15 protein-coding genes, 1 tRNA gene and 1 pseudogene are annotated in these 13311 nt (G+C 54.9%); 8 read left to right on the top strand and 9 right to left on the bottom strand.

Going from position 1 to position 13311, the window contains the following annotated elements; all coding sequences use genetic code 11:
• Nucleotides 1-18: 18 nt before the first annotated feature.
• The 3 genes from OHL16_RS17835 to OHL16_RS17845 all read left to right on the top strand — a co-directional run bounded on the left by OHL16_RS17835 (nt 19) and on the right by OHL16_RS17845 (nt 1220).
• Entirely contained in the window at nt 19-495 is a 477-nt protein-coding gene (locus OHL16_RS17835) for a lipocalin-like domain-containing protein (RefSeq protein ID WP_263368557.1), read from the top strand.
• A 55-nt stretch (nt 496-550) separates the two neighbouring features.
• A complete protein-coding gene (locus OHL16_RS17840) occupies nt 551-946 on the top strand; it encodes a (R)-mandelonitrile lyase (RefSeq protein WP_263368558.1) in 396 nt (131 codons plus the stop codon).
• A 198-nt stretch (nt 947-1144) separates the two neighbouring features.
• Nucleotides 1145-1220 (top strand) — tRNA-Ala (locus OHL16_RS17845).
• 78 nt (nt 1221-1298) lie between these two features.
• Here the strand turns inward: OHL16_RS17845 and OHL16_RS17850 are convergent.
• Both OHL16_RS17850 and OHL16_RS20405 read right to left on the bottom strand, forming a co-directional pair.
• Entirely contained in the window at nt 1299-2078 is a 780-nt protein-coding gene (locus tag OHL16_RS17850; RefSeq protein ID WP_263368559.1) for a tyrosine-type recombinase/integrase, read from the bottom strand.
• A 358-nt stretch (nt 2079-2436) separates the two neighbouring features.
• Nucleotides 2437-2655, bottom strand: coding sequence for a helix-turn-helix domain-containing protein (locus tag OHL16_RS20405; RefSeq protein ID WP_396127220.1), 219 nt, complete (start codon nt 2653-2655; stop codon nt 2437-2439).
• Between the two features lie 293 nt (nt 2656-2948).
• On the opposite strand from OHL16_RS20405, the gene OHL16_RS17855 reads away from it, so the two are divergent.
• From OHL16_RS17855 to OHL16_RS17870, 4 genes and pseudogenes are all read left to right on the top strand, one after another.
• Complete coding sequence (locus tag OHL16_RS17855) at nt 2949-3293, top strand: LysR family transcriptional regulator (RefSeq protein WP_263368560.1); 345 nt, start codon at nt 2949-2951, stop codon at nt 3291-3293.
• A 13-nt stretch (nt 3294-3306) separates the two neighbouring features.
• Nucleotides 3307-3897 carry a LysR family transcriptional regulator substrate-binding protein gene (locus OHL16_RS17860; RefSeq protein WP_263368561.1) on the top strand — a complete coding sequence of 197 codons (591 nt, stop codon included), beginning with the start codon at nt 3307-3309 and terminating at the stop codon, nt 3895-3897.
• Nucleotides 3898-4094: 197 nt separating this feature from the next.
• Nucleotides 4095-4376, top strand: a complete 282-nt coding sequence (locus OHL16_RS17865) for a hypothetical protein (protein WP_263368562.1) — start codon at nt 4095-4097, stop codon at nt 4374-4376.
• Nucleotides 4377-4390: 14 nt separating this feature from the next.
• Nucleotides 4391-4652, top strand: a pseudogene (locus tag OHL16_RS17870) (VirB3 family type IV secretion system protein).
• A gap of 553 nt (nt 4653-5205) precedes the next feature.
• On the opposite strand, the gene OHL16_RS17875 reads toward OHL16_RS17870, so the two are convergent.
• The 6 genes from OHL16_RS17875 to OHL16_RS17900 all read right to left on the bottom strand — a co-directional run bounded on the left by OHL16_RS17875 (nt 5206) and on the right by OHL16_RS17900 (nt 10672).
• A complete protein-coding gene (locus OHL16_RS17875) occupies nt 5206-5787 on the bottom strand; it encodes an Nmad3 family putative nucleotide modification protein (protein WP_263368563.1) in 582 nt (193 codons plus the stop codon).
• A 480-nt stretch (nt 5788-6267) separates the two neighbouring features.
• Nucleotides 6268-6789 (bottom strand): DUF6998 domain-containing protein, encoded by a 522-nt coding sequence (locus OHL16_RS17880; protein ID WP_263368564.1) that lies wholly within the window; start codon nt 6787-6789, stop codon nt 6268-6270.
• Nucleotides 6790-7033: 244 nt separating this feature from the next.
• Entirely contained in the window at nt 7034-7450 is a 417-nt protein-coding gene (locus OHL16_RS17885; RefSeq protein WP_263368565.1) for a hypothetical protein, read from the bottom strand.
• Between the two features lie 610 nt (nt 7451-8060).
• Nucleotides 8061-8933 (bottom strand): NmrA family NAD(P)-binding protein, encoded by an 873-nt coding sequence (locus tag OHL16_RS17890; RefSeq protein ID WP_263368566.1) that lies wholly within the window; start codon nt 8931-8933, stop codon nt 8061-8063.
• 68 nt (nt 8934-9001) lie between these two features.
• Nucleotides 9002-9901, bottom strand: coding sequence for an SDR family NAD(P)-dependent oxidoreductase (locus OHL16_RS17895; protein ID WP_263368567.1), 900 nt, complete (start codon nt 9899-9901; stop codon nt 9002-9004).
• A 42-nt stretch (nt 9902-9943) separates the two neighbouring features.
• Entirely contained in the window at nt 9944-10672 is a 729-nt protein-coding gene (locus OHL16_RS17900) for an SDR family oxidoreductase (protein WP_263368568.1), read from the bottom strand.
• Nucleotides 10673-10774: 102 nt separating this feature from the next.
• On the opposite strand from OHL16_RS17900, the gene OHL16_RS17905 reads away from it, so the two are divergent.
• Nucleotides 10775-11692, top strand: coding sequence for a LysR family transcriptional regulator (locus OHL16_RS17905; protein WP_263368569.1), 918 nt, complete (start codon nt 10775-10777; stop codon nt 11690-11692).
• Between the two features lie 378 nt (nt 11693-12070).
• Here the strand turns inward: OHL16_RS17905 and OHL16_RS17910 are convergent, their stop codons facing one another.
• Nucleotides 12071-13192, bottom strand: coding sequence for an outer membrane beta-barrel protein (locus OHL16_RS17910; protein WP_317891090.1), 1122 nt, complete (start codon nt 13190-13192; stop codon nt 12071-12073).
• Between the last annotated feature and the right edge of the window lie 119 nt (nt 13193-13311).

The following is a 13311-nucleotide window of genomic DNA, read 5'->3' on the forward strand; positions in this document are numbered from 1 at the left end:
CGACGGGAGGAATCAAGCGTGAAAGCACTTGCGTTTTGGACGCTGGCATTTGTTGTCGCGCTCACCGGACTTTCGGTCGCACAGTCCGCAGAAAAGCAAGACGCAGGCCCTGGTTCTGCACGGGAGAAATTGATCGGAGCGTGGCGTCTGGTCTCGATGGAAGAACCAGGGCCGGACGGCAAAGTGACTCGCATCACCGATCGCAAAGGCATACTGATATACACGCGTGATGGCCACATGTCCGTACAGGTTATGCTCCCTAAGTCGGAGTCTGGCGTGTCCAATGACTACGTCCAGAACGGGTATGAGGCTTCCTTCGGTGGTTACGACGTGAACGAAGTGGCACATACGGTCACGCATCACGTCCAGGGATCGGTTACGCGGGGACTTGTGGGTAAAGACCTTCCGCGCGTGTACCAGTTTTCTGACGTGTACCTGATACTGAAATCGGCTCGGCCAGACGAACACTGGTCGGTTACATGGGAACATTACTGACAGATCCGCAAATGCCGTTCGTTGGTTTGAGTCGCCGAGGAGGAGAGAACAAGCAATGGAGATCAAGAGAAGTGGCTCGCAGCCTTCGGGCAAAGGACCAGCAGATTGGTTCACTGGCACTGTCCGCATCGACCCGCTGTTTGACGCGCCCGATCCTGCGCGCGTTGTTGGCGCCAACGTCACCTTCGAACCCGGTGCGCGTACCGCATGGCATACCCATCCTCTCGGTCAAACCCTGATTGTCACGTCCGGCTGCGGCCGGGCGCAGCGCTCGGGTGGTCCAATTGAGGAGATCCGGCCGGGGGATATGATCTGGTTTGCTCCGGGAGAGAAGCATTGGCACGGGGCGGCGCCAACGACGGCGATGACACATCTCGCCATTCAGGAAAAGCTGAATGGCAAAACCGTCGATTGGATGGAGCAGGTGAGCGATGTGCAATATGGAGCATAAATACTCTTCGCGGGTTGTGTTTGCATTGTGTGTGGCATACACGAATGTGTGTATGTGACTCAAGTGTTGTAATCCATGAGCGTCCTCCGAGGGGTGCACTTTTAACGGCTGCTAACCCCTACCCAGGCGAGTTTGAGCGGAGGGCGTCTTGCTGGTACACTCAGAGATGTTGTTTGACGCTGGATTTGCGTCAGGTGGGGGGCTGTAGCTCAGTTGGGAGAGCGCCTCGTTCGCAACGAGGAGGTCAGCGGTTCGATCCCGCTCAGCTCCACCAAGTAAATCAACGACTTGGAAGTGGAATTTTGGGTTCAATGAGAGAGAAATAAGCAGCATGGGTCCAATTTGGGTCCATTTACGCTGCGCTCTCTTTCTTAACCAATACGAGAGATGCGATCTTCTCTCCTGCCTCTCGTTTTTCATCGCCCACTGTTTGTGCGTATGTCGCAAGCGTCATCTCCGCTGTGGAGTGCCGCATTAGTTCCATACTCACTCGTAGGCTCACTCCACTGGACAGGAGCAGGGAAGCATAGCTCCTTCGAAGAGTGTGCCAGCTTAGCTTCGGCTTGCTGATGCGTGCGGCCTCTATTGCAGGGAAGACATTCCTGCGCCAGAGGGTTCCAGGCCAGAGTGGTTGTCCACCGAAGTGAAAATCAGAGGCAAACACCCATTGCTCAGGCTTGTTGTATTTCGACTTCAGCTTCCAAGCCTTCAGTGCATCGATGACCTGTGGAGGCAAGGGAAGGGGACGACGAGAGGAGTCTGTTTTCGGTGGGCCCTCCACGCCATCAACGTAAGACCGACGAACATGCAGAAGTGCACGATCGAGGTCCACATCTCCCCACTTGAGTCCGAAGATTTCTCCTCGTCTCATTCCCATCACGGCTGCAATGAGGACCGCCGTTCGTACAGGCTCAACTCCCTCTAGCTGCTTAAGGATTGCAGCAATCTCGACAGGTTCGAGAATGGACGGGTCAGTTGCCCGTTTCCTAACCTGCCGGACATTAGCGATGGGGTTTGTTGGATGCAGCTCATGACGCATGGCGTGTCTAAAGGCTGCTCCGAAAACTTCTCTAACCTTGGCCTTTGAACCGTTGGCCAGAGATAAAGTCTTCAGCCAATCCTCGACTGCCACAGCCTTCACCTGTCTGAGCGGCAAGTTCCCCCACTTCGGCAGGATGTAGTTGGCGAAGGTGTAAAGATAGGCCTTGCGCGGCTTGGTAGCCTTGCCGGAGTCTTCGCCCAGTTCATGCTGCTTGAGTGCTCTACAAGTTCATTGACTGTTAGTTTGGTTGGCTCTGGAGCTGCCAGGGACTGTTCCATACAGACCGTTGCCTTCTTCTGGGCCTGCGTCTTGGTGAGTTCCTTCACGCTGCCCAGAATTCGCTTCCGGCGTACCCCTGCTGCTCGCCAACGATAGACCCATACGTGGGGTCCATTAGCTCTGTGCTCGATTGTCAAAGAGCCTTGCTGATAGCGTTCACGCTTAAGATTCATGCGACCGTCCTTTCGGGTTGGGCAGCATGACCGACACCATCAGTGTAACTCCCAGACTCCAGCCACATTACGAGTTGGGAAAGCGAAAAGACGATCTTTAGGGAACTCAGGCGACGATGAGGTACCTTTCCCTCGCGTGCCCACTTCAGCAATGTCACAGGATGTATGCGTACGATTCCGGCAGCCTCGCGAGCCGTCAACCATTGACTTTTCATAGCCACCTCGTTTGGGCGACGGGCTTCATCCAACGAAAGAACAGTCACGATACCATCGCTTGCCGCCAGAGTGAGGCCTCTCAAGAGCAAAGTCCAATACTTCCTATCAATGTCGCTAAAGCTTGTATCTATGGCTAAAGCAAAATTGGCCCTGCTATGTCATGGGTGTGGCTACCTTTTGGTTCCTAATTGACTCTCACGCTCGTTCTGAAAGCATATACGTGCTGGAAATCTTGGCAACAAAGTGTACTTAATCGACGATCTGAAATGACAGCCAGCGGAGACATAAGGCCATGTCAGATTCACTCGAATTGCGACTTTTGAAGTACATTGTTGCCGTCGCTGAAACGAACAATTTCACACGCGTTGCCGAACGACTCTTCCTTGCACAACCCTCTCTCAGCAAACAGATACGAGATCTCGAATCCGCGATAGGTTTTCCAATCTTCGCTCGCGATAGAAACGGTGTGAGAATCACGCCTGCCGGGGAGATGGTATTGGCTTATGCCAAAGAAGCGCTCAAAGCGCGCCAAGAGTTAGTAGCGATGGCGCACGCAGTTCACTACGGTCAGGTGTCTCCACTGCGAGTGGGTTTTTCGTCCTTTGTGAGATCCCAACCTTCTTCAATCGTTTGGTGACAACTACCAAAAAATGTTTCCAAAAAGCCGTCTCCGATTAGCGAGCGGGAAGCGGGTTCAACTTCTTGAACGACTCGCTCAATATTCGCTGGATTGCGCCCTTCTCCCTATGCCCATTGGCGAAGAGCCTTTCCATGTTCAGCAGATTTCGCAATCGCCTTTAGTTATCTGCATGCGAGCTGATGATCCACTTTCGTTCGCCAGCTGTCTTGATCTGGAAGAGATAGCCTCACGACTCACGATATTTCGAGATCCGGAACTCCAGCCGGCCGCCCACCGTCGTCTAGAGGAGATGTTCAATGAGTTAGGAGTTCCGATCAACCTCACGTGCTCCGCGAGCACTCCTGCCGATCTTCAATGGATGGTCAAGTCCGGTTACGGACTGGCCTTGATTGATCAAACTACGTCTCTGGAAGCGGGCCTAATAACTAAGCCTATCGCTGGAGTCAATTGGACAGCCGATACCGCATTTGTCATTCACAATCGGGCCGATCATATTGCGCTACCTTTTTTGGAGCGATCCCTGGCAAAACAGTGGACTGATCCTAAACGCAAAAGACGCTCAATTAGTGTTCAACCCGAACAGTTGAAGCTGCTGGCCTGATTCCCATAGAAGCAAGGTATCGCGATATAGAGAGGAAGTCTTGGACGCAATGCATAATCGACTTTAACTTCCAAAGCATCACGGCGAATCACTCAAGCCGTTCGGAGGTTGAAATGTCTTTAGCCAATCGTCCTTGCTGTTCGGATTCAGCCAAACGTCAAGCGCTCATAATTTGCCGTCCGACGAAAATCATCCGTATGAGCGCACCGGGATTGCTGTTTCTAACAAGTAGTCTCTTGGCGCACGCTCAAGGAACCATGGACTTCTCCGGAGCCACGACGTTGATGCAGACGTTCAAGACTTTTGCCATGTATGCAGGCGCTGTCATCTGCCTCGGTGGCTTGATCTTCGCTGGAATCCGGATGATGAGCGGCCGCCTCTCTGAGGCCGTTCCCGGTCTCTTCGGCGCGCTGTTCGGTGCTGGAGTTCTCGGCTGGGGAGCTGGCTGGATCGGCTCTCTGACCGGACAGTCGATGTAGGAGGTGCATCGACTATGACTCGGCGAGGAGAACCGCAGGCAATCAATCAAGCGCTGAATCGTCCCCGAGCAAAGCTCGGATTGGACCTCACAGCATGGATGGCGATCGTATTCCTGCATTGCGGTTTTCCTCGTTGGGCTTCGTCTCGTGGCGATGATGGCATTTCCGACGCTTGCGGTTGGCGCATGGCTGACCATCCGGAAACACCCGAAGATGTTTCAACTCTGGGGCCTGAGCCTGGGCCAGAAGAGCTACTATGACCCGCGCAAACACTGAGCACGCAAAAATACGTTCCGTGGTTCGCCAAGGCTGGCGCAGCGTGCAGCATTGTCCCGATTGCACGCTTCATCAACGACCACATCTTTGCGCTGAAAGGCGGCGGATACGGATGCCTGTTCACTCTCTCCGGAGTCGTGCTCGACATCCCGATGATCTAGCCGCCGATAACCTTCCCGGTCTGCCGGTACCTGCCACTGGATCACTCCTCTGAAACGCGCCAGGCTCCCAGAATTCCGCGGTCGTCGGCAGAAACCGGAAAGCTGGCGCAGAGCCGACTTTCGGTTAGTAATCGGCCTTCGATAAGTACATCGGAGATATATAGCACGACTACCTTGGAAGTCCGTGCTTGTGCGCCAAGGCCCGCGCGCGCCATTCAGAAACAGATCTCTCTGGCTGACAAACAGTGCAACTAACTGAGCGACCGCATAAATCTGGCTGCACTCTCTACATGATCGGAGTCGATCCATCTAGTTGGGCATCGCTGAAAACTGAGCTTGCCATCAAACGCGCCGAATATCTTTTGCATTTCCGGCGAGAGCACCTTCAGCGGCTAGCCCTTTCGATTGCGTCCCATCACGCTGATGCGCACCGCCTTTTTGAGTAGTCGGCTTCGTTCTGAACCCTTGACCAATACAAGCTCATCTCTTTGGCGCGCGAAGACCTGCTGGTGGCGTACATGAAAGTTCTTTGCAAAGAACGTGCGCGTCAGTTCGTCGCCGAAGCTATCCGGTCTCCCTGCCGCCAAAACTTCAAAGTACCCGATTAGATAAAGTGCCGGCTCCGATCTGTGGTCCCAGCCTTCAAGACCGCAATAAAAAATCAGCATGTCGCCCTTTTTCACATGACGCAGACCGGCTTTGGGAGGGGGCGGGTCCCCATACGTAAATGACACGAATTCTGGATCGAAGTGTATCGGTTGGCTGGCCATCGCCGTGCGGCGACCTTCCGGAAAATACTCGACAAGCTTCCGGTTGTTGAGGCCCGCCGTGTTTCCGTAAGTGCGCTCATCAACACCGAGTTTTTCGAAGTTGTCAGGGATCGGGATGAATTCGAAAGAACCGTCTCTGAATAACGGCCCCTGTATGCCCCCTGAGCCGCTGTCGATCCCAACTCTGAGCATCGCGATTTTCATCGGTTCAGCACCCGCACCTTGCCGAGCGGCCTCTTTTCACAATAGGAAGAGATTTTGGGAGATGCTTATTTTTCTCGGCCCATGTTAGCAGGCGCTGAACCTCAGTTTGTATAGGTTCCGGAAGGTTTTGCGACAGCACAGCACGCACGTGCTTTTCTACAAACATGTATCTGAATAGGTCTGGCGCCCACGCCTCTAAAGCTGGACCGGCCTCGTCAAAGCGGTAAGAAATCGAAGCCTAAACGGGGCCCCTTCGCCGTGGCCCCCAATTCATGCGGTCCGATTCCAATCCAGTTCACCTTTCGAGCGATATCTTCGTGGCCGCGGTCAGGACGACTTCCGCCAACTCCAATCACGGCATCAAAGCCCCATCCACGTACCTTACCCATGCAGTCGTTAACGCCGAAGACTCCAGAGTCGTCGGGATCGCCCCTATGGGTCCTCTTGTATAGCAGCGTCTTCAAGGATGCTTTCACGGAGCTATTCCCCTCTGATTTCAGGCTGCTGAGGTCGCAGCCAGCGAAGTTTTCCGATCGCCTTGAGCTTGCTGACGCCAAGCTGTCCGCGTTCATTTCTCGCCTTCGAACCTGGGGCAGCGAGAGCCGCGATCACTGCTGCGCGTTCCGCCTCGTGCATCTCTATGGCGTCGAAGTTCTCGTCGAGAAGAACAACGAGTACGGCATCCCACTCCTTCGTCACATCTATGGATCCAATGCGCTGTCCTGGCTTGCAGTTCGGCAGGATGCAGCGGTCCTTTATCTGCAGGCGGCGAGGCGAGTTTCCGTTTAGTTCGATGGCATCGTATCCCTCGGTGCGGGCCGGAGCCAGTTGCAAGCTAAGAAGACGGGCTGCTTCGTATTCAGCCACTTCTCCAGTAATTCCGAGAGGCTTACCTGTCGAAGCATAGTATTCCTGCGCCAGTCTCTTGGCTTGGCAAAGAATGTCCATTACACGATCATTCTGCGTCATTAATTCGTCCCTGATTGTCAGAACAGAAAGCATAACACCTGACCGAGCAATATCGACGCACTCCTTGAGACTCCTTCTGCGATGACGATGCGATTCGTATCGGGAAACGGGCTTCTCGGAAGTGACCGCAGAAGTGCCGCATAAAGTATGGGTCAAAGGCAGAGGCTATGGTGGTAGGCATGGGGCAAAAGGCAAAGGCGAAAATCAAAAGGGGTGCAGAAAGGACACAAAATCGTGCCCCTTTTGTGTCCTAATATCCTGACGTCCCTGTGCTGATTCAAGAAAGCCCCACAAGACCGACATTATCTGCGTTCTCGACATTCTTCTGCGCACCTGTTGCGAACACCAAAGACATCACAACTGCCTGAGCGGCATGTTTCGCCGGTGTAATCGCTTGTGTATAGACATCTAATGTTGACCGCAATGACGAATGGCGCAACAACTCTTGCATCACCTTGAATTCCGTTCCAACACTACGAAACGCCAGGGGGAGCTCATTCGATTGCTGTCTGCTCTTCCAGGGAGAACTGCCTAAAACGATGGGGGTGTGAAACGCCAACTCGCTAGCTCCGCAATTCAGGCCATCAACTGTTGGATACAAGGGCAATGCACTCATTGAGCTTGAGTTGATTGCAGTCTTGAGGGATTCGTAAGGGAAACTCGCTTGTCGTCGGCAATGAGATAAAGACTTCAATGGGCTCCTGAGCCATCCTAGCTTCATGTCGGTCATACTGCGTTGTAATCGGAAGAGGGAACTCTTATTCAGCGCCAACTTGGGTCCAACTTGGGTCCAATCTGGGTCCAATAAGGACTTCTACCGATTGTTTTCGGTTCGAAACTGTTGTGTTTGACATGTCTAAATTATTGAAAATGCGTGTTATAGCGTTTTCGCAACGAGGAGGTTCGCCGGTTTCGATCCCGGCCAGCTCCACCATAAATTCAACAAATAGAAGAAGTTCCTGCTTGGGTCGAGGAACTTGACTTCTTTCCTAGAGGGGAAGGAGGTCTAGGGTTCGAGGCCCAACTGAATTGTTGATTTGCAATGAGATCGCGTTGTTATGGGATGCTAGGCCCCGATTTGGGTCCATTTAAGCCCGAAATCTCTTACCTACCGGAAGTTCCAATTCTTCATAAGTTGGATCAGTACCATTCCCTTTCAAGGAAAGTGTTTCTCGAAATGAGTTTCCATGAGTGCCTTGGCGAATTTGCGTCAATCGAGGTCTGCCACTGCCCAAACTTCCGTGTTGCCGACAGACCTCCCAGAACCCTGTCAATGAGTGACTCGTCCTGAAAGTCGTCGACGATCATTTCCGTCCCCTGACCTCTGCAACCAGAGATTCCAAAACCGATTCCAGCCGTGTGGTGCCCTTTCGGCTCTTTGCCGCGCCGAATTCAAAGTCGATCCATCCCTCGTTGAAGCCGTCGATCATTCGCATACGAGGCATTGGGTTTTTCATGCCCTGCGAGCGGAACAGTGATTCCCAGGTGTCGCGAGGAACGGATTCTGCCCGGACGGCCCGGCCAAGCGCGAGACTGAATCCCGCTGCGATGTCGTTTGCCGAATAGCGCTGCGGACCCTCCAATTCCACAATGCGAGAGCCCGACCATGTTTCGTTCAGGAGCTCTGCGGTCACCTGTGCAATATCTGCCGTAGCCACCATCGGAATGGCATGGTCGAGGGGCTGGAGAAAGCTGCGGATCACACCTGCACGCGCGGACTCCACATCCCATGCCGCGTTTTCCATGAACCATGCGGCGCGCAGGAAGGCAACAGGAACCGATGTCGACTGGAGCATTTGCTCGGTGAGCATCGAATTATTCAACAGATTCGGCTCGGTTACGTGCGCTCCGACAGTGGAGAGGAAGACGATCTTCCTGGGCCGCGCCGACTCGATGGCGTGCCGGATCGCCGCTGCGGCGTGCTTGGTCTGCGGAAAGCCCGGCTCAGGGTCAAAGTTGGGCGGAGTCATCAGAAACACGCCATCGGTATTGTCAAACGCCGTGGCCAGCGCGACATGATCTTCGACGGTCGCCGTTGCCACGTCACAACCCAGAGGAGCCCAATGCCGGCCTTTTTCTTCGCTCCGTACAACCGCACGAATCTTGTGACCTTGGGCAATAAGATGCCGGGCGACAGCTCCGCCCACCTTTCCGGTTATGCCAGTAATTGCAAACATGTATTCCTCCAAAGGCAGGCGTTGCCAGCCTGAACGTCAGATGTGAATTGTTGTTAAGGGTTGGGGACTCAGACGAGCTTGGCGGGATGGAGAAGATCCGCAAAGCCGAGGCGGCGCACAAATTCGGCACGGATGCGATCCAGCACAGTCGTCACAACCTCTGATCCATCCTGGGCAGGATCGACAGTGACACGAAACGGCCGCTTACCGAAAGGGGCGTTCACGATGCTCACGACAGCGCCTGCGACGGCGGAGACATCGGCGTCCGGTGGCACTGTACCCGTGAGAGCTTTGAGCGCCTGCTCCTCAAACCCGGCATAGGGACCATCCTGATACTCACGCATGCGCACCTTGTCGTCAGGGGTGCCAGAGTGCGCAAAGTGGTTCGTGCCAGTGGTAAATGCGCCAGGGATCACGATTGAGGTCTCGACACCCCACCGGGCGAGCTCTTTCGCGTAGCTGACCGCCAGTGCGTCCATAGCTGCCTTGGCAGCGAAGTACGGAGCAAGGTAAGGCGGAACACCACCATTGGTACTGCTGCTGCCAACCCAGATCACCAGCCCTTGTTTCTGCTTTCGAAGTTGCGGAAGTGCGGCACGGTTAACGCGCTGCGTGCTCAGGACGTTCACGTCATACAAATGGGCAAGTTGCTCTGAGGTGAATGCCTCGGTGGGACCGAAGACCATGTGCCCAGCGTTGTGAACAACGACGTCCAGCCGGCCATTCTCTCGAACGATCTGTGCGATGGCGGCATCAGCCGAGTCCTGCGACTGTACATCAAGCTCAACCGTTCGCAGATCAACCTGGTTCTCCTGCGCGAACCGGTTCGCCGCTTCCACTTGCGATGCGTTGCGTCCTTTGGTGGCTCTCATGCTGGCGTATACGACATGTCCGGCCTTTGCGAGCGCGCGTGCTGCAAGCGCACCAAATCCACTCGATGCTCCCGTAATAACAATCACTTTTTTCATGGTTACGCTCCCATCTTCTGATGTGTTGTTTTCACACGCCGATCAGGCAAACCCGCCATTTGTGCGCAGAATCTGAGCATTGACCCAGCCACCATCCGGCCCAGCGAGGAATGAAACAACATTCGCAATGTCCTCGGGTTGACCAAGGCGCTCGAGGGGCGGGAGCTTCGAAAGCTGCTCGATCTGATACGGTGTCTTCCCGTTCAGGAATAAGTCTGTGCCCGTCGGTCCAGGCGCCACCGCGTTCACCGTGATATTGCGTCCGCGCAGCTCGTTCGCAAGAACAGGCACCATACCCTCGACGCCGGCTTTCGACGCGATATAGGGTCCATACGTCGGAAATGATTTCGCGAGCACACTGCTGGAGAAGGCAATAATGCGTCCACCCTCCGCTACGTTCTGTGCAGCCTGCGCAAGCACCAGAAACGTGCCGCGAAGGTTGATGGCGATCACCTTGTCGAAGGTATCGACGTCTCCTTTCGTGATCTGCGAGAGCGGCATGATTCCTGCGTTGTTGACGACTACATCCACGCGGCCGAATGATTCGATCGTCTTCTTGAACAGCTGTTCGACCTCTTCCGGTTGGCTCACGTCTGCCTTGACCGCCAATGCTTCTCCATCTGCGTCACGAATCTCGTTCACAACCTCTTGGGCCTGAGCGCCATTGCCCGCGTAGTTCACGACAACGGCAAACCCATCCGACGCCAGCCGCTTCGCGATGCTGCGCCCGATGCCACGAGATGCTCCGGTTACGATTGCTGTCTTTGCCATAGCGTTCTCCATTTCTCGACAGCTTCTCGCTGTGAAGCTGTCTATAAACGAAGAATGCTCCTCTCCCGCATATAAATCCAATACATAGTGCTAATATCATGCATGCGTCTAACGCAATTAAGACAGGCCGACCTGAACCTACTGGTTGTCTTTGCGGTGTTCGCCGAAGAACGAAACGTCTCCCGCGCGGCGGATCGCCTGCTGTTGAGCCAACCCGCCGTGAGCCGCGCACTCCAGCGATTGCGCGACATGTTCCACGACAACCTCTTCGTGCGCACCGCCGCGGGATATGAACTCACGCCGCAAGGGCAGCGCCTTCTGCAGGAACTCGAGGTCATGCTGCCGAAACTCGATCGCCTGTTGAGCGGATCGAGTTTCGATCCAGCTGTCGAGCAAGCGAACTTCCGCCTTGCCGTCACGGACAATGGTGCCGCGATCCTGGTGCCGGTGTTGTGCCGCGAGGTCTTGCCGATCGCGAAGAAGGTGCACTTCGATTTTGTTGCCTGGCACCGGGGGAGCTTCGACGAAGTTGTGCACGGCAGCGTTGATCTCGCCTTTTCCGCGAGCTCAGTAGAAGCTCCGCCACCGCTGCAAAGCCAGACGATCTATGACGAGCAGTTTGTTTGCGTTGTAGATGCGAAGAGCCGCCTTCCGAAGTCGCTCACACTGGCGCAGTACATGAAACTCGAACACATCAGTATCAGTATTCTGGGCGGGATTCAGGTGTCTCCTGATAGGGCTCTGGCCACGATGGGACACAAAAGGCAGATCGCTATCCATGTCCCCTACCACGAAGCTGCCATTCGCTGTGTCCCAGGAACGAAGCTTGTAGGAACTGTCCCGCGTAAGTTTGTATCCGGAATGATCCGCAACCCAGCCATCAGGATCCTCAATCCTCCGCCCGAGATTGCCGGTTTTCGTTATGCGATGACCTGGCATCCTCGCCTCAATACGGACGCGGCTCACTCTTGGCTGCGGGCCACGATGCGACACATCGGAGAAGTTGTAGCCAGAAGCTAAACCGCCGTATTTCAATTGGCGCGTAATCGCCAAAGCACTCATCAAGACAAATCGCTCGGTGGGGATGTTGTTGGCCGTATACCGGCAAACCGGAAGTTTCGTGGAACCGGGTCGAAAGGTCCGGTTTGCCGACTACTCGGGAGTTAGCGAGTTCCGTGCTCTGTGGTTCCAAGAGTTGCGCAAGAAGCAGACGAGGAACGACGTGCTATGAGTGGGTTCTTTCCAGCGTGCAGCCATGGAGCCGAGCAGTTGCAGGACCCGCCTGTGAGGCGCCCATGGTGTGCACACCCGCAGATTCTGTTTGTCACTCGTCGAGTCGGTGCGCACGACTTTGCATCGTGTATGGAGAAAAATCGGCGTGCGGGAAGCGAGCATACCTCAAAAGTGAAAGATCACATCCGTTGCGAACGTAAATTGATTCGTCCGCGTCCCCTTGTCATAGGCCCCGCGGTCCCAGGCGTGATCGAACCGTACCTCCGGCCTTATCTGCACCGTGGACCCCACCCAGTGGCTCAGCATCAGCGTGGCCTCGCTGTACTTCGTCGCATACCCCGTACGCTGGCCCTTTTTGTCATTCAAGAAATCATTGCGGAACGAGGCGAAGTCGTGCGGCGATATCTGCTTGTTGATGTAGTTCACCATTGCCCACTCAGGCGCCAGACACGTCTGTAAGTCCGCCCTGCAATTCGCGCCGTTTGTTCCTTTCTCCGGCGCAATCGACCCGTTCACACTCGGCACATCTCTCTGGTACATCGCATACATCTCCGTTGCCATATGCCAGGTGCTTCCGAACTTGTGATACCAAGTGCCGTCATACATCTGCAGATTGTTGAACGCATACTTGCCGTCATTGATTCCGTTTGCGCACAGGTAGAAGTTATCGTTCACGCTCTTCGTCGTATAGCTAACACATCCCATGAACGACGGCTTGGCATCCTCGGTCCATAACGCCACATCATGACTACCCGAAACCCCGGCCTGCACTACCCACTGATCGTTCAACTGGATCGTTGCCAGCACACCCGTGTCGGTAAAGGGGTCCACGGCATACAGCAGTGAGTGGCTGAAGATGTAGTTGTTTGGCGTCAACTGCGCTTCGATTCCCGGGATGGAGATAAACCGCCCCACCCGCACATTCATGCCTTTCGCCACGTGCGGAAAGTACACGTCCGCGTACTCCAGCACCGGGTCGAACCCATACTGCCTGTCATGATCCAGCAACTGGCTACTGAAGTACCCCTTGTTCGTCGTCGAACGGTAGTCCGTCCCGAAGAACCCAGTCAGATGAAATCCCCAATCGACATGATCCCGCTGCACCGAATCCGGCAGCCGCTCGACATACACCACTGCCTGCCCCAGCTCTATGCGATTCGAATAGATATCATTCGTCTCCGGATAGTTCCGGTCGCGCGATGTCGACACGTTTGCCGTCGGCTCGATCCACCCATAGACCTTTGTCCGCCCTGTCGCTCCATCGATCGCGGTCTGAAGGGGATACACGTTCCCATCTGCCTCTCCAATTGTCGGTGACCCACCGTACGACCAGTCCGAGTTGGGGAATGGTGGCGAACTCAACGGCGAAGGTAGCCCCCGCCGAGGCGCCGCCGGCCCGGCCACCG

Origin of the sequence: Edaphobacter bradus (assembly GCF_025685645.1) — a bacterium.
In the GTDB taxonomy this organism is placed as follows: Bacteria; Acidobacteriota; Terriglobia; order Terriglobales; family Acidobacteriaceae; genus Edaphobacter; species Edaphobacter bradus.

Bases quoted from the DNA above. Each gene is read 5' to 3' on its own strand.
- OHL16_RS17855 (WP_263368560.1), top strand. From the start codon at position 2,949: ATGTCAGATTCACTCGAATTGCGACTTTTGAAGTACATTGTTGCCGTC.
- OHL16_RS17880 (WP_263368564.1), bottom strand. From the start codon at position 6,789: ATGCTTTCTGTTCTGACAATCAGGGACGAATTAATGACGCAGAATGAT.
- OHL16_RS17905 (WP_263368569.1), top strand. From the start codon at position 10,775: ATGCGTCTAACGCAATTAAGACAGGCCGACCTGAACCTACTGGTTGTC.
- OHL16_RS17865 (WP_263368562.1), top strand. From the start codon at position 4,095: ATGAGCGCACCGGGATTGCTGTTTCTAACAAGTAGTCTCTTGGCGCAC.
- OHL16_RS20405 (WP_396127220.1), bottom strand. From the start codon at position 2,655: ATGAAAAGTCAATGGTTGACGGCTCGCGAGGCTGCCGGAATCGTACGC.
- OHL16_RS17890 (WP_263368566.1), bottom strand. From the start codon at position 8,933: ATGTTTGCAATTACTGGCATAACCGGAAAGGTGGGCGGAGCTGTCGCC.
- OHL16_RS17840 (WP_263368558.1), top strand. From the start codon at position 551: ATGGAGATCAAGAGAAGTGGCTCGCAGCCTTCGGGCAAAGGACCAGCA.
- OHL16_RS17860 (WP_263368561.1), top strand. From the start codon at position 3,307: ATGTTTCCAAAAAGCCGTCTCCGATTAGCGAGCGGGAAGCGGGTTCAA.
- OHL16_RS17875 (WP_263368563.1), bottom strand. From the start codon at position 5,787: ATGAAAATCGCGATGCTCAGAGTTGGGATCGACAGCGGCTCAGGGGGC.
- OHL16_RS17895 (WP_263368567.1), bottom strand. From the start codon at position 9,901: ATGAAAAAAGTGATTGTTATTACGGGAGCATCGAGTGGATTTGGTGCG.
- OHL16_RS17900 (WP_263368568.1), bottom strand. From the start codon at position 10,672: ATGGCAAAGACAGCAATCGTAACCGGAGCATCTCGTGGCATCGGGCGC.